This is a genomic window from Nitratireductor sp. WH36-1, from assembly GCF_058725515.1.
Window position 1 is genome coordinate 3,130,331 of sequence record NZ_CM178970.1, and the last position, 14,051, is coordinate 3,144,381.

Genomic DNA, 14,051 nt, shown 5'->3' on the forward strand with positions numbered 1-14,051 from the left:
TCAGCCCCCGAGATTTTCGTTCTGATTGGTGTTTGTTTTGGGCGCGGCAACGACCGGCGCCTTCTTCTCAAGCGGGAAGAATGTGTAGGAAAGCGTAATTGTTTTAAGGTCTTTAAGTTCGGGCACGTTGACGATCTCCGGGTCGACAAAGAACACGACCGGCATGTCATAGGACTCGCCGGGTTGCAACTCCTGTTCGGTAAAGCAGAAGCACTCAACCTTGTTGAAATAAGCGCCCGCCTGCGGTGGCGACACATTGAACGTCGCCGTGCCCCAGGTGGGGTAGTCAGCCAGATTGCGCGAAACGTAGGAAATCTGCTTCGTTTCGCCCAGGCGCAGCGTGATGTCGCGCTGCACCGGCTTGAACTCCCACGGCACACCATTGGTGTTTGCGTCGAAACGCACCGTGATCGTCCGGTCCAGAATGGTGTCGGAATACTGCTCGACGCGCTGCGTCGTGCCCCCGTAGCCCGTCACCTGACAGAAAAGCTGGTAGAGCGGCACGGCTGCGTAGGCCATGCCCACCATGCCGCCAACGACCGCGCAGCACACGATCGCTGCCGTGCGGTTGCGGTTGCCCGCCTTCTCTTCCCGGTCTGTGGTTTCGCTGCTCATGTCACACCTACATGCCGCGCTCGAACAGGCCGGGGCCGATCTTGGCCAGGCTGCCGATATACACGATGACGACGAAAGCAGCGAGCGCAATGGCAAGCGCGACGGAGCGCTTGCGGCGCGCCTTCAGCTGAGCTTCGGTCGGTTTGACGAAATCCTTGTCCATCAAAGCCACCTCAGAAAACCAGGCCGAGGCTGACGAGCAGCCGGTCGACCAGAAGTGCCGTAAACAGCACGAAAAGATACAGGAGCGAGTAGCCGAACAGCGCCTTGGCGGGCTTCATGGCCGTGTCACTCTCCGGCATCCGCAGCACCTGCCAGGAATACCACACAAAGCCCACGCCCAGAACGGCGGCCACGACCCCGTAGACGAGGGTCGCAAAGCCGGCGACCACCGGCAGGAGACCGCTCACGGCCAGAAGCAGGGCGTAGATGAATATCTGTTTCTTGGTCGCCGCATGTCCCGCAACATTGGGCAGCATGGGAATGCCCGCCCGCTCATAGTCACCGGACTTGAACAGGGCCAGCGCCCAGAAATGCGGCGGCGTCCAGAGGAAGATGATGAGGAAAAGCACGAGGCTTTCCATGCTGACCGTACCGGTCACCGCAGCCCAGCCCACAACCGGCGGCAGCGCGCCTGCAGCGCCACCGATGACGATGTTCTGCGGCGTCGAGCGCTTCAGCCACATCGTGTAGACCACGGCATAGAAGAAAATCGTGAAGGCCAGCAGCGCCGCTGCTGTCCAGTTGGCCATCAGGCCGAGCGTGGCCACCGAAAACGCGGAGAGCACCAGACCGAAGCCAAGCGCCTCGCCTGCCGTCACGCGGCCGGCCGGAACCGGGCGGCGCGCGGTGCGCCCCATGACAGCGTCGATATCGGCGTCGTACCACATGTTCAACGCGCCCGATGCGCCGGCTCCAACCGCGATTGCGGCGATGGAGATCACGGCCAGCAGCGGGTTGGTAACGCCCGGTGCCATGGCCAGACCGACAAAGGCGGTGAACACCACAAGGGACATGACGCGCGGCTTCAACAGCGCAATGAAATCGCCCGGCGCCGCCTCGGAAAGGCGGTAAGCCGTGTCTTCCATCTGCTCTTGGTCAACCAGCGCCATGTCGTGCCCTTGTTTCATTAATTCGGCTGCGCGGCCCGTCTCTGCGGAAGGCCGCGCAGCCTTTACTCGTTACGAACTGCCTGCGATCAGCGGATCTTCGGCAGCTGCTCCCACTGGTGGAACGGCGGCGGCGAAGAAAGCTGCCACTCGAGCGTCGTTGCGCCCTCGCCCCACGGATTGGCGCCAGCCGGACGCTTCTTGGCGAATGCCTCGAACACGCCGTACAGGAACACCAGGACACCCACGAAAGAGATGTAGGAGCCGTAGGAGGAAACCAGGTTCCAGCCCGCGAACGCATCCGGGTAGTCGATGTAGCGGCGCGGCATGCCGGCCAGACCCAGGAAGTGCTGCGGGAAGAAGATGATGTTCACGCCAATGAAGGTGATCCAGAAGTGGATGCGGGCGATGAACGAGTTGTACATGTAGCCGGTCATCTTCGGGAACCAGTAGTACCAGGCTGCGAAGATCGCGAACACGGCGCCCATGGACAGCACGTAATGGAAGTGTGCGACCACGTAGTAGGTGTCGTGCATGGCCCGGTCCAGACCGGCATTGGCGAGCTGAACGCCCGTCACGCCGCCGATGGTGAACAGGAAGATGAAGGCGATGGCCCAGATCATCGGCGTGCGGAACTCGATGGAGCCGCCCCACATGGTGGCAACCCACGAGAAGATCTTCACGCCGGTTGGCACCGCGATGACCATCGTTGCGAACACGAAGTAACGCTGCGTGTCGAGCGACAGGCCGGTCGTGTACATGTGGTGTGCCCACACGATGAAGCCGACTGCGCCGATGGCGACCATTGCGTAGGCCATGCCGAGGTAACCGAAGATCGGCTTCTTCGAGAAGGTCGACACGATGTGGCTGACAATGCCGAAGCCGGGCAGGATCAGAATGTACACTTCCGGGTGACCGAAGAACCAGAACAGGTGCTGGAACAGGATCGGGTCGCCGCCGCCCTCAGGCGCGAAGAAGGTCGTGCCGAAGTTGCGGTCCGTCAGGAGCATGGTGATGCCGCCGGCCAGAACCGGGAGCGACAAGAGCAGCAGGAAGGCGGTGATCAGCACCGACCAGGCAAACAGCGGCATCTTGTGCAGCGTCATGCCCGGAGCGCGCATGTTGAAGATCGTGGTGATGAAGTTGATCGCACCGAGGATCGACGAAGCACCGGCAATGTGGATCGACAGAATGGCGAGGTCCATTGCGGGTCCGGGCTGACCGGAGGTCGAAAGCGGCGGATAGATCGTCCAGCCGCCACCGGTGCCGTAAGCGCCGGCCGGGCCCTGAACGAAGAGCGACATCATCAACAGAATGAAGGCCGGGGGCAGAAGCCAGAACGAGATGTTGTTCATGCGCGGGAACGCCATGTCAGGCGCACCGATCATGATCGGGATCATCCAGTTGGCGAAGCCGCCGATCAGCGCCGGCATGACCATGAAGAAGATCATGACGAGGCCGTGCGCGGTGGTGAACACATTGTACATGTGCTTGCCGGCGTCGATGGCTGCATCGCCTTCGTAGCCGTAGACCATCGCGGCAAGACCGTGGAAGATCTGAATGCCCGGCTCAGCCAGTTCCCAGCGCATCATAACGGACAGGAAGCCGCCGACGACGCCTGCGAAGATGGCGAAGATCAGGTAGAGCGTACCGATGTCCTTGTGGTTGGTGGAGTAAACCCACCGGGTCCATCCGGTTGGCTTGTGTTCGCCATGGGCGTCTTGGGTTGTAGCGCCTGCCATTTCCTACCGCTCCATTTCCTCTCTGGACGTCTGCCGGCTCATTCGCCTGCAGACGCAACTTTCGTATTGCCCTCGACTGCAGCCATCAGCGCCTTATTGGCGCCGGCGAGATCCTCGCCTGCTGCTGCAACCCAGGTGTCATATTGGTCTTGCGCCACGACGCGGATGGCGATCGGCATGTAGGCATGGTCCTTGCCGCAAAGCTCGGAACACTGACCGTAATAAAGGCCTTCTTTCTCAGCCTTGAACCAGGTCTCGTTGATACGGCCGGGAACCGCATCGACCTTGACGCCAAAGGCCGGCATGGCGAAGGCGTGGATCACGTCGCTGGCCGTCACGAGAACGCGAACGGTGGTGTCCACCGGAACGACGATCTCATTGTCGACTGCCAGAAGACGCGGATATTTCGCCTTGTCTTCCTTGCCTGCCGAAGCGCGCTCGTCTTCTTTCAGCATCAGCGAGCTGAAGGAAAGCGGCTCTTCGAGCTGGTATTCGTAATCCCAGTACCACTGGACGCCGGTCGCCTTGATGGTGATGGCCGGCTCTTCCTTGGGCGTGTACTGCGCCGTCAGAAGCTGGAAGGACGGGACCGCGAGGAACAGGAGCACGATCACGGGGCCGACGGTCCAGACGACCTCGATCAGCGTGTTGTGGCTGGTCCGCGACGGCGTCGGATTGGCTTTTGCGCGAAAACGCACAATGCACCAGGCCAGCAGCAGCGTGACAAGGATGGTGATCGGTACGATGAACCACAGAGTGTATTCCTCGAACCAGGTGATCTCCCGCATGATGCCGGTGGCGGCGGGTTGAAAGCGCATCTGCCAGGGCTCGGGTTGCGCAGCAACGGCGCCCGTGGCGAGAAACGGCAGAGTGGCAAGGCCAACAGCGATATTCTTCATAACCCTCGTCATCTCCCGTGGCGACACGACAAAACCGACCGTTCGATTTTGCCGCAAAGGGAATTCTGGCTTTTTATAGGCGCGTTCAAAACATACTCTTATTTGAACCGCAAGGCGGGCGCGAAATGCCACGTGCGGCATTTTTGCACCCCCATCGGCAGGCTCATAGCGCCGTCCTTCATCAAAGTGCAATACCACAAAGCGTCCAAGCGTCCCATTTCCGTCGGAATCATACGCAATTGTTTTCTTTGTCCCCGCATAAACAGGTTATCCCAATCTTTGCTGACACAGTCCCTTTTCGCCAACTGCAAACGCAGGATAAATTGTCCTGATTCGTACGGGAGCCAGGAACAATGAGTATGTCCTTCCTCAAATGCGCCGCGGCAGCGCTCGCGATGACCGTCTTTCCCGTACTGGGCGCTCAGGCCCAGCAAAGCGGAACGGTGCGCTCCACCCATGGCGCGTGGTCTATCCTCTGCGACACGCCGGCCGGCGCTTCCAGCGAACAGTGCGCCATGATGCAGAACGTGGTTGCCGAAGACCGTCCCGAGATGGGGCTTTCGGTCGTTGTTCTGCGCACCGCCGACGGAAAGGCGGAGATCCTGCGCGTTCTTGCGCCGCTTGGCGTCCTCCTTCCCAACGGGCTTGGTCTCAATGTGGACGGCAAGGACATCGGTCGCGCCTATTTCGTGCGCTGCTTCCAGGACGGCTGCTACGCCGAGGTGATCCTTGAGGATCAGCTCGTCGAGACCTTCAAGTCCGGTCAGTCGGCCACCTTCATCGTCTTCCAGACCCCGGAGGAAGGCATTGGCATTCCCGTCGATCTGAACGGTTTTGCCGCCGGTTTCGACGCCCTGCCGAAGTAATCTCACGACCGCCTGTCTGAACCGCTGCCGGATCACCACTGGATTGCACGCGCTCTCTTCCCTAAATGGAAGAGAGTTTCGACAGGATATTGTTCATGACCGCCAAATCGCTGCTTGATGCGTTCGACTGCTCGGCCGAACGACTCAAATCTCTCGTTTCCGACACGATCCGCGGCGCGGATGACGGGGAACTCTTTCTCGAATACCGGGAAGGAGAAGCGCTCGTCTTCGATGATGGTAGGCTGAAAACCGCCAATTTCAACACCGATCAGGGCTTTGGCCTGCGGGCCGTCGCCGGCGAGGCTTCGGGCTACGCGCATTCGAGCGAATTGTCGGAAGCGGCCCTGCGCCGCGCCGCCGATGCCGTTTCCACCGTCAAGGACGGTTATTCCGGAAAACTGGCCGCCGCCCCCGCCGGGACGAATCAGCGGCTTTACGGTGACGAAAATCCGATCGTTTCGCCCGGTTTCGAGGAGAAAGCGAAGCTTTTGCAGGAAATCGACGGCTGGTTGCGGGCAAAGGATCCGCGCGTGCGCCAGGTCTCGGCCTCGCTTGCCGCCTCCTGGCAGCATGTGGAAATTCTGCGCGCCGACGGCCAGATCGCGCGCGATATCCGCCCTCTCGTCCGGGTCAATGTGTCTGTCATGGTCGGCGATGGCGACCGGCAGGAGACCGGCTCCTACGGCATGGGCGGACGCAAGAGCTTTGGCGAATTCCTTGCAGAAGATTCCTGGCAGTTCGCCGCCAGCGAGGCGCTGCGTCAGGCGCTCGTCAATCTTGAGGCCGTCCCCTCGCCTGCCGGCACGTTCGACATCGTGCTCGCCAATGGCTGGCCGGGCGTGATGCTGCACGAGGCCGTTGGCCACGGGCTCGAAGGCGACTTCAACCGCAAGAAAACCTCCGCTTTCGCCGGGCTTCTGGGCGAGCAGGTCGCCGCCCGCGGCGTGACCGTGGTGGATGACGGCACGATTTCGGAACGGCGCGGCTCCCTCACCATCGACGATGAAGGCACGCCCACCGGACGCAACGTGCTGATCGAGGACGGCAAGCTGGTCGGCTACATGCAGGACCGCCAGAACGCCCGCCTCATGGGCATGGCGGCCACCGGCAATGGCCGGCGCGAATCCTATGCGCATGAGCCCATGCCGCGCATGACCAACACCTACATGAACAGCGGCGACAGGACGCCCGAGGAAATCATCGCCTCTGTGAAGAAAGGCATCTACGCCGTTTCCTTCGGCGGCGGTCAGGTGGACATCACATCCGGCAAGTTCGTGTTCGGCTGCACCGAGGCCTACATGATCGAAGACGGCAAGGTGACCCAGCCGGTGAAGGGCGCCATGCTGATCGGCAATGGCCCGGACGCCATGCACCGCGTTTCCATGGTCGGCAACGACATGAGCCTCGACAATGGCATCGGCATGTGCGGCAAGGCCGGACAGGGCGTGCCCGTGGGCGTCGGCCAGCCGCATCTGCGTATGGACCAGATGACCGTCGGCGGCACGCAGACCTGATCATGTTCGAGCGCATCGTCATACTGACCGGCGCAGGCATTTCCGCCGAATCCGGCGTGGACACGTTCCGCGACAGGAACGGTCTGTGGTCCAAGATCGACTATCGCGACGTGGCGACGCCCGAGGGCTTCGCCGCCAATCCGGTTCTGGTGCATGATTTCTACAATATGCGCCGGCGCAGGATCGCCGGGCTTGAGCCCAACGATGCGCACCGCGCACTCGCCCGGCTGGAACGCGAGTTCAAAGGCGAGGTGCTTCTGGTCACACAGAACATCGATGATCTGCATGAAAGGGCAGGCTCCACCAACCTGATCCACATGCATGGCGAACATCTGAGCGCGTTATGCGCCGATTGCGGGGTGCGCACTGCCTGGCAGGGCGACATGTCGGTGGAGACGCCCTGCCCTTCCTGCGGCGCGGTCGGCCACATGCGCCCGGATGTCGTCTGGTTCGGCGAGATGCCCTATCAGATGGAACGCATCTACACCGCACTTCGCGCCGCCGATCTCTTCATGTCCATCGGAACGTCGGGCAATGTTTATCCGGCAGCACAGTTCGTTCAGGAAGCCGGCCGCTCCGGCGCGCACACGATCGAGCTCAATCTCGAGCCCTCCGACACGTTCGATGATTTCGACGAGGCGATCCACGGGCCGGCAAGCCGCGTGGTCCCTTCCTATGTCGACATGCTCCTGAAGGGCTGATCAGAGCATCCTTCAGTCAGGCGGAAACGCCTTATCGCCGCTGCGGCTTCTTTTCCAGAAGCGCCACCGCTTCCACATGCGGCGACCAGAGGAACTGGTCGATGGGCGTGACGCTGGTGACACGATAGCCACCCTCGACAAGGATCGCCAGATCCCGCGCCAGCGTGCCCGGATTGCACGACACCGCCGCAATGCGCCGCACGGTCGAGCGGGCAAGCTGCCGGCACTGGAACTCCGCACCCGCGCGGGGAGGATCGAAAACCAGCCCGTCGAAATCCGCCAGCTCCTTGACCAGAAGCGGACGGTGGAAGAGATCGCGCTTTTCCGCCTTCACCGGCTTGAGCGACGGCCACTGCCGAGCGGCATTGTCGAGTGCGGCAAGCGCTGCTGCATCGCCCTCGGCAGCGTAGACCCGCGCCTTCTGCGCAAGCCGCAGCGCAAACGTGCCGCTGCCGGCAAAGAGGTCGGCAACGTGCTTGCAGCCTTCCAAGTGCCCCGCCACGAGTGCGGCCATGGCGTTTTCCGCCTCGGCGGTCGCCTGCAGAAAGCCGGCCGGCGGAATGGCCACCGGCACACCGCCGAAGAGCACGGCCGGCTTGTTGCCTTCCACGATGATCTCGCCATCGGCGGACAGCCGCGAAACCTGCTTTGAGAGCGCCATGTCCACCACGGCCCGGCGCTGCTTTTCACCAAGCTTTCCTGCGCCCACAACCGCTATGTCGAGGCCGGACACCGTCTCGGTCACCGTCATATGGAACGGTTTTGGCGTTGCGGCGATTGCCTTTGCCAGATCCCGCAGATCATCCAGCGCCCCCGTGATGCCGGGCGTGGCGACCGGGCATTCCTCAATCACGACGATGCGGTGCGTCTGCGCGGCGTTGAAGCCAAGCAGGATATCCGAGCCCAGACGCCGTGCGGTGAAGGTCACGCGGCGGCGCGTCTGCGGCGGACACGCGACAAGCGGCTCCACCGCCACATCGATGCCGCGCGCCTGCAGCGCGCGCTCCACCTTGTCGCGCTTCCAGGCGCGATAGGCTTCCTGTTCCAGATGCTGCACCGCGCAGCCGCCGCAATCGGCGAAATGACGGCACACGGGTTCGGCGCGCTCCGGTGCGGCCTGCTGTAGCTTCACCCTGCTGGCGCGCCCCTTGCGCACTTCGGCTTCCACCACTTCGCCCGGTAACGCAAACGGCACATAGACAGGCCCGGACGGCGTGACCGCCACGCCATCGCCCTGTGCACCCAGATGATCAATCGTCAGAGTTTCGCTCATCGGCTCCTGCGCCCGGCCAAAAGAAATTCACGGTTTCCGTCTCCGCCCTCTATGGGCGACGGTGCAAGCCCCACGGCCTGCCAACCGGCGTTCGTCCCCAGCCAATTCTCCAGATCCGCCGCTATTTCATCGGCCCGCGCCGGATCACGCAACAGGCCGCCCTTGCCGATGGCTTCCCGCCCCGCCTCGAACTGCGGCTTGACCAGAAAGATACCGTACGCGCCCGGCGCTGCCAGAGCGAGTGCCGGCGGCAGGGCAAGTTTCAGCGAAATGAAGCTCACATCCGACACCAGAAAATCCGGCGCGCGGCCATTCAGGTCTTCCGCCGTCAGATGCCTTGCATTCACGCCCTCGCGCGACGTGACACGCGGATCGCCCTCGATCCGGGCATCCATCTGCCCGCTGCCCACATCGATGGCCGTGACATGGGCCGCGCCGCGCTCCAGAAGCACCTGCGTGAAACCGCCGGTCGACGCACCGATATCTAGCGCCTCGGCCCCTTTCGGATCGAAACCGAAGACCTCGAGGCCGCGCAGGAGTTTTAGCGCCGCGCGCGATACATAGGCGCTCGCCGGATCATCGACACCGATCTCGACAGTTGGCGCGACCGTCTGGCCCGGCTTTTTCGCCGGTTTCCCGTCCACCATCACCGTGCCGCGCAGGATCGCGTCGCGCGCGCGGGCGCGGCTGTCGAAAAATCCTCGCTCTGCGAGAAACTGGTCGAGCCTCATCGGAGGGTCCTGCTGGAATTGCGCATTTGGGGTGCTTTACCCGCCTGTGGCGCGCCTGCCAACCAAAACCCGCCGTTTTCAGGCGCGCGCAGCGCTCTCCGCCTGCTGACCAAGAGCGGCAAACACGGTGCGCACGATGGCCGGGGCATCGAGGCCCGCATCCTCCACCATGCGCTCCGGCTTGGCGTGGCCGATAAAGCGGTCTGGCATTGCCAAGGGCCGCACCTTCACACCGCTTTCGAGCAGACCTTCATGCGCCAGGAAATTGAGCACATGCGAACCGAAACCGCCGATGGAGCCTTCCTCGATGGTGATGAGAACCTCGTGCTCCTGCGCCAGCCGGCGAATCATCTCCGTGTCCAGCGGCTTGGCAAAGCGGGCGTCGGCCACGGTCGTGGAAAGACCGGCCGCGTCCAGCTCGTCCGCCGCCTTCATGCAGTCTTCAAGCCGGCCGCCCAGCGAGAGAAGCGCCACCTTGGAGCCCTCGCGCATGATGCGCCCCTTGCCCAGTTCCAGCACCTCGCCGCGCTCCGGCATCTCGACGCCAATGCCATTGCCACGCGGATAGCGGAAGGCGATTGGCCCGTGATCATGTTCCACGGCGGTGCGCACCATGTGGCGCAACTCCGCCTCGTCCGCCGCCGCCATGACGACGAAATTCGGCAGGCTGGCCAGATAGGTGATGTCGAACGCACCGCAATGGGTGGCGCCATCCGCCCCCACGAAGCCCGCGCGGTCGATGGCAAAGCGAACCGGCAGGTTTTGCAGCGCCACATCATGCACCACCTGGTCATAGGCGCGCTGGAGGAAGGTCGAATAGATCGCCGCGAACGGGCGCAGCCCCTCCGTCGCCAGCCCGGCGGCAAAGGTCACCGCATGCTGCTCGGCAATGCCCACATCAAAAGTGCGTTCGGGAAACTCCTGCTCGAACATGTCGAGCCCGGTGCCAGATGGCATCGCCGCCGTGACGGTGACGATCCGGTCGTCCTCGCGCGCTTCCTGAATGAGCGACTGGACGAAAACCTTGGTGTAGCTCGGCGCGTTCGCCGGCGCCTTGGCCTGCGCGCCGGTGATGACGTCGAACTTGTTGACGCCATGATATTTGTCGGCGGCGGCTTCGGCGGGCGGATAGCCCTTGCCCTTCTTCGTCACCACATGGATGAGCACCGGCCCCGTGCCATTGTCGCGCACATTCTTCAGAACCGGGATGAGATGCTTGAGATTGTGCCCGTCGATGGGACCGATGTGGAAGAACCCCATCTCCTCAAACAGCGTGCCGCCGGTCACATAGCCGCGCGCATGCTCCACCGCACGGGTGATCGCGCGGTCGACGCCCTCGCCCAGATAGGAGGTGAGTTTCTTGCCGAAATCGCGCACGCCCTGATAGGCCCGCCCGGAGGCCAGCCGCGCCAGATAGGCGCTCATCGCGCCCTGCGGCGGCGCAATCGACATGTCGTTGTCGTTGAGGATGACGATCAGCCGGGCGTCGAGCGCGCCGGCATTGTTCATCGCCTCATAGGCCATGCCCGCCGACATCGCGCCATCGCCGATCACCGCGATCACATTGCGCTTTTCGCCAGCCAGCTCATGGGCGACGGCCATGCCGAGACCGGCGGAGATGGAGGTGGAGGAATGCGCGGTTCCGAACGGATCGTATTCGCTCTCCGAGCGCTTGGTGAAACCGTAGAGCCCGCCCTCCTGCCGCAGCGTGCGGATGCGGTCGCGCCGCCCGGTGATGATCTTGTGCGGATAGGCCTGATGGCCCACATCCCAGATCAGCCGGTCATCGGGCGTGTCGAACACATAGTGCAGCGCCACGGTCAGCTCGACCACGCCGAGCCCTGCGCCCAGGTGCCCGCCGGTCCTGGAGACCACGTCGATCAGTTCGGCGCGCAGCTCGTCAGCAAGCTGAGGAAGCGCATCCTCGGAAAGGCGTTTGAGATCGGCAGGAATGCCGACCGTATCGAGAAGTGGAGTCTCGGGTGGCGATTTCACGCGCGTCACCTCGGCTGTTTGCATCGCTTCGACATAGGACGTCAGCTATCCAAAGTAAACGCAATGCGATGAAACAGTACAGTTTCAAAGGAGCATAATTTTTCATGATGCAAATACAAAACAACCTCCGCACAAACAAATGTACAGAGGTTGCCGATATTTTGGATTTTCCGGACTCAGCTTTCGTCGAGTGGCTCGCTGCCGGCTGCCTGCCCTTCGCGTGAGAGGCGGATCTTCTCCACCTTGTCCTCGGCTGCCTTGAGCAGCTGGTCGCAGTGCTTCTTCAGCGCCTCGCCGCGCTCATAGATCCTGATCGACTGGTCGAGCGGCACGTCGCCGCGCTCGAGATCCTCAACGATCTTCTCCAGCGCCTCGAGCGCCTGCTCGAAGCTCATGCCCTTGATGTCGCTGTTGGCTTCTTCGGCCATCTCTCACCCCTTTAACAAGCGGCCGACATGCGCAGCGACCGACACGGAAAGTCCCTGCAGGTCGTACCCACCTTCAAGCAGGCTGACAAGGCGACCCTGTGACAAACGATCGGCCCGCTCCATCAGAACGCCCGTCGCCCAGTCGAAATCCTCGGCGTCCAGATTGATCTCGGCAAGCGGGTCGCGGCGGTGCGCGTCGAAGCCTGCCGAAATGATGATCAGATCGGGCGAAAACCGGTCGAGCGCCGGCAGAATGACCTTGTCGAACGCCTCGCGGAAAACCTCCGAACCGGAGCCGGCGGCAAGCGGCGCGTTGAAGATGTTGCCCGCCCCCGTTTCATGGGCCGCACCCGTTCCCGGAAAGAGCGGCATCTGGTGCGTGGAGCAGTAAAGAACGCTCGGATCGTCCCAGAAAATCTCCTGCGTTCCGTTTCCGTGATGCACGTCCCAGTCAACGATGGCGACACGCTCCGCGCCGTGCTTCTTCTGGGCATGGCGCGCGGCGATAGCCGCATTGTTGAACAGGCAGAACCCCATGGCGCGGTTCTTCTCGGCATGGTGGCCGGGCGGACGACCTGCCACGAACACATTGCCGGTATCGCCGGAAAACACGTCGTCCACGCCGGCCAGCGCGCCGCCGATGGCGGTCAGCGCCGCTTCAAAGCTCTTCGGACTGATGATCGTGTCTTCATCGATGCGCGCCATCCCCTCTTCGGGAATGTTCGCCTTCACCTTGTCGAGATGCTCCTGCGGATGTTTGTAGAGCACGGTCTCTTCATCGGCGAGCGGCGCTTCCAGCCGCTCCAGATAGGTGAAGGGCTCGTCGTCGAGCCGATCCACGATCACCCGTAATCGGTCCGCCCGCTCCGGGTGGCCGGGTGGTGTGATGTGCTCACGGCAGATCGAATGCGTGTAGAAACGGGTGTTCATGTCATAACTGTAATTGCCAAAGCATAACTTGGCCATGACAGGATTTCGCGCAGTGGTCGCATGTCAACAGGCTTTCACCCGGCCTTTTGGGCCGGATGGAAGCTTTCATGCCCGCTGCCACAGCCCCTGGGGCTGTTTTTCTTACATGATGTCGGTCGAAGCGATCTCGATACCGAAACCTTCAAGCCCCACATAATGGCGCTCGCGGGAGGCCATCAGCTTGATCGAGGAAATGCCCAGATCCTTCAGGATCTGCGCGCCGAGGCCGATTTCGCGCCACTCGCTCTCGCGCCGCAGGGCTTCGTCATGATCCTCGCGGCTCTCATTGCCGGCGGGACGGCGGCGGTTCTGATGGGCAACGCCCACTGACCCCTCGCGCAGATAGACCAGAACGCCACGGCCAAGGCCGTTCATGCGCTCCATGGCCTCGCGCAGGCGCTCTTCCGTGCCGAACACGTCCGTCACCACGTCCTCGGTGTGAAGACGCACGGGAATGTCGACGCCGTCGCGAATGTCGCCGAAGACGATGGCCAGATGCTGCATGGCTTCCCAGGGAAGCGTGTAGGCATGGGCCTTTGCAGGGCCGCTCGGCGTGTCGATGTCAAAACTCGCCACCCGCTCCACCAGCGTTTCCTGACGCTGGCGATAGGCGATGAGATCGGCGACCGACACCTGCTTGAGGCCATTCTTCTCGGCAAAGGCGGAAACCTGCGGTCCACGCATCACCGTGCCGTCATCATTGACCAGTTCGCAGATCACGCCAACCGGCGGCAGGCCGGCGAGCTTGCACAGATCGACAGCCGCTTCCGTATGGCCCGAACGCATCAGCACCCCGCCCTCGCGCGCCACCAGCGGGAAAATGTGTCCCGGTCGCACGAAGTCGCCGGGGCCGACATTGGGGTTCGCCAGATTGCGCACGGTCAGCGTGCGGTCATCAGCCGAAATGCCGGTGGTCGTGCCATGTTTGAAATCGACGCTGACGGTAAAGGCCGTGGAATGCGGCGCATCGTTCTCGGCCACCATCGGCGTCAGGTTCAGCCGCCGCGCTTCGCCCTGCGGCATGGGTGCGCAGACAATGCCGGAGGTGTGGCGCACGATGAAGGCCATGTTCTCGGGCGTGCAGTGCACGGCGGCGACAATCAGGTCGCCCTCGTTCTCGCGCCCGTCATCATCCATGACGACAACGATCTCGCCCTTTTCAAAGGCGCGCAGGGCTTCAACGACCTTCTTCTGGTCATAGGGCATGGG

The 14,051-nt window shown here is 62.6% G+C and carries 14 protein-coding genes; 3 read left to right on the plus strand and 11 right to left on the minus strand.

Going from position 1 to position 14,051, the window contains the following annotated elements; genetic code table 11:
• The 5 genes from AC4PTT_RS15160 to coxB all read right to left on the minus strand — a co-directional run bounded on the left by AC4PTT_RS15160 (position 1) and on the right by coxB (position 4,365).
• Positions 1-615 (minus strand): cytochrome c oxidase assembly protein, encoded by a 615-nt coding sequence (locus AC4PTT_RS15160; protein ID WP_492161556.1) that lies wholly within the window; start codon positions 613-615, stop codon positions 1-3.
• 7 nt (positions 616-622) lie between these two features.
• On the minus strand, positions 623-778 hold the full coding sequence (locus AC4PTT_RS15165) for a cytochrome c oxidase system small membrane protein (protein WP_204360791.1): 156 nt from the start codon (positions 776-778) through the stop codon (positions 623-625).
• A gap of 10 nt (positions 779-788) precedes the next feature.
• Positions 789-1,727 carry a heme o synthase gene (locus AC4PTT_RS15170; protein WP_113154527.1) on the minus strand — a complete coding sequence of 313 codons (939 nt, stop codon included), beginning with the start codon at positions 1,725-1,727 and terminating at the stop codon, positions 789-791.
• 86 nt (positions 1,728-1,813) lie between these two features.
• Positions 1,814-3,466, minus strand: a complete 1,653-nt coding sequence (gene ctaD, locus AC4PTT_RS15175) for a cytochrome c oxidase subunit I (protein WP_113154526.1) — start codon at positions 3,464-3,466, stop codon at positions 1,814-1,816.
• A 38-nt stretch (positions 3,467-3,504) separates the two neighbouring features.
• A complete protein-coding gene (gene coxB, locus AC4PTT_RS15180; RefSeq protein ID WP_492161557.1) occupies positions 3,505-4,365 on the minus strand; it encodes a cytochrome c oxidase subunit II in 861 nt (286 codons plus the stop codon).
• Between the two features lie 395 nt (positions 4,366-4,760).
• Between coxB and AC4PTT_RS15185 the strand changes: the two genes are divergently transcribed.
• The 3 genes from AC4PTT_RS15185 (at position 4,761) to AC4PTT_RS15195 (ending at position 7,446) form a co-directional block, all read left to right on the plus strand.
• On the plus strand, positions 4,761-5,231 hold the full coding sequence (locus AC4PTT_RS15185; protein ID WP_224873325.1) for an invasion associated locus B family protein: 471 nt from the start codon (positions 4,761-4,763) through the stop codon (positions 5,229-5,231).
• Between the two features lie 95 nt (positions 5,232-5,326).
• Complete coding sequence (tldD, locus tag AC4PTT_RS15190; protein WP_492161558.1) at positions 5,327-6,745, plus strand: metalloprotease TldD; 1,419 nt, start codon at positions 5,327-5,329, stop codon at positions 6,743-6,745.
• A gap of 2 nt (positions 6,746-6,747) precedes the next feature.
• Entirely contained in the window at positions 6,748-7,446 is a 699-nt protein-coding gene (locus AC4PTT_RS15195; RefSeq protein WP_492161559.1) for an NAD-dependent deacylase, read from the plus strand.
• A 31-nt stretch (positions 7,447-7,477) separates the two neighbouring features.
• On the opposite strand, the gene AC4PTT_RS15200 is transcribed toward AC4PTT_RS15195, so the two are convergent.
• From AC4PTT_RS15200 to ribB, 6 genes are all read right to left on the minus strand, one after another.
• The gene (locus AC4PTT_RS15200) at positions 7,478-8,719 is read right to left on the minus strand and encodes a class I SAM-dependent RNA methyltransferase (protein WP_206993743.1); all 1,242 of its coding nucleotides are present in this window, start codon (positions 8,717-8,719) and stop codon (positions 7,478-7,480) included.
• Positions 8,716-9,450 (minus strand): TlyA family RNA methyltransferase, encoded by a 735-nt coding sequence (locus AC4PTT_RS15205; protein ID WP_475078942.1) that lies wholly within the window; start codon positions 9,448-9,450, stop codon positions 8,716-8,718. The genes AC4PTT_RS15200 and AC4PTT_RS15205 overlap by 4 nt, the downstream gene beginning before the upstream one ends.
• 78 nt (positions 9,451-9,528) lie before the next feature.
• Positions 9,529-11,469: a 1-deoxy-D-xylulose-5-phosphate synthase gene (gene dxs, locus AC4PTT_RS15210; RefSeq protein WP_492161560.1), complete on the minus strand. Its 1,941-nt coding sequence runs from the start codon at positions 11,467-11,469 to the stop codon at positions 9,529-9,531.
• Positions 11,470-11,621: 152 nt separating this feature from the next.
• Entirely contained in the window at positions 11,622-11,873 is a 252-nt protein-coding gene (locus AC4PTT_RS15215) for an exodeoxyribonuclease VII small subunit (protein WP_113154519.1), read from the minus strand.
• 3 nt (positions 11,874-11,876) lie between these two features.
• On the minus strand, positions 11,877-12,803 hold the full coding sequence (locus AC4PTT_RS15220; protein WP_492162618.1) for a histone deacetylase family protein: 927 nt from the start codon (positions 12,801-12,803) through the stop codon (positions 11,877-11,879).
• A 141-nt stretch (positions 12,804-12,944) separates the two neighbouring features.
• Positions 12,945-14,048, minus strand: coding sequence for a 3,4-dihydroxy-2-butanone-4-phosphate synthase (gene ribB / locus AC4PTT_RS15225; RefSeq protein WP_297558113.1), 1,104 nt, complete (start codon positions 14,046-14,048; stop codon positions 12,945-12,947).
• Positions 14,049-14,051 lie beyond the last annotated feature (3 nt).

What these genes read in the sequence shown, in the direction of transcription:
- AC4PTT_RS15200 (WP_206993743.1), bottom strand. Translation starts at nt 8,719, where the DNA reads ATGAGCGAAACTCTGACGATTGATCATCTGGGTGCACAGGGCGATGGC.
- dxs (WP_492161560.1), bottom strand. Translation starts at nt 11,469, where the DNA reads ATGCAAACAGCCGAGGTGACGCGCGTGAAATCGCCACCCGAGACTCCA.
- ribB (WP_297558113.1), bottom strand. Translation starts at nt 14,048, where the DNA reads ATGCCCTATGACCAGAAGAAGGTCGTTGAAGCCCTGCGCGCCTTTGAA.
- AC4PTT_RS15165 (WP_204360791.1), bottom strand. Translation starts at nt 778, where the DNA reads ATGGACAAGGATTTCGTCAAACCGACCGAAGCTCAGCTGAAGGCGCGC.
- AC4PTT_RS15185 (WP_224873325.1), top strand. Translation starts at nt 4,761, where the DNA reads ATGACCGTCTTTCCCGTACTGGGCGCTCAGGCCCAGCAAAGCGGAACG.
- AC4PTT_RS15160 (WP_492161556.1), bottom strand. Translation starts at nt 615, where the DNA reads ATGAGCAGCGAAACCACAGACCGGGAAGAGAAGGCGGGCAACCGCAAC.
- ctaD (WP_113154526.1), bottom strand. Translation starts at nt 3,466, where the DNA reads ATGGCAGGCGCTACAACCCAAGACGCCCATGGCGAACACAAGCCAACC.
- AC4PTT_RS15220 (WP_492162618.1), bottom strand. Translation starts at nt 12,803, where the DNA reads ATGAACACCCGTTTCTACACGCATTCGATCTGCCGTGAGCACATCACA.
- AC4PTT_RS15205 (WP_475078942.1), bottom strand. Translation starts at nt 9,450, where the DNA reads ATGAGGCTCGACCAGTTTCTCGCAGAGCGAGGATTTTTCGACAGCCGC.
- AC4PTT_RS15215 (WP_113154519.1), bottom strand. Translation starts at nt 11,873, where the DNA reads ATGGCCGAAGAAGCCAACAGCGACATCAAGGGCATGAGCTTCGAGCAG.
- tldD (WP_492161558.1), top strand. Translation starts at nt 5,327, where the DNA reads ATGACCGCCAAATCGCTGCTTGATGCGTTCGACTGCTCGGCCGAACGA.
- coxB (WP_492161557.1), bottom strand. Translation starts at nt 4,365, where the DNA reads ATGAAGAATATCGCTGTTGGCCTTGCCACTCTGCCGTTTCTCGCCACG.
- AC4PTT_RS15170 (WP_113154527.1), bottom strand. Translation starts at nt 1,727, where the DNA reads ATGGCGCTGGTTGACCAAGAGCAGATGGAAGACACGGCTTACCGCCTT.
- AC4PTT_RS15195 (WP_492161559.1), top strand. Translation starts at nt 6,748, where the DNA reads ATGTTCGAGCGCATCGTCATACTGACCGGCGCAGGCATTTCCGCCGAA.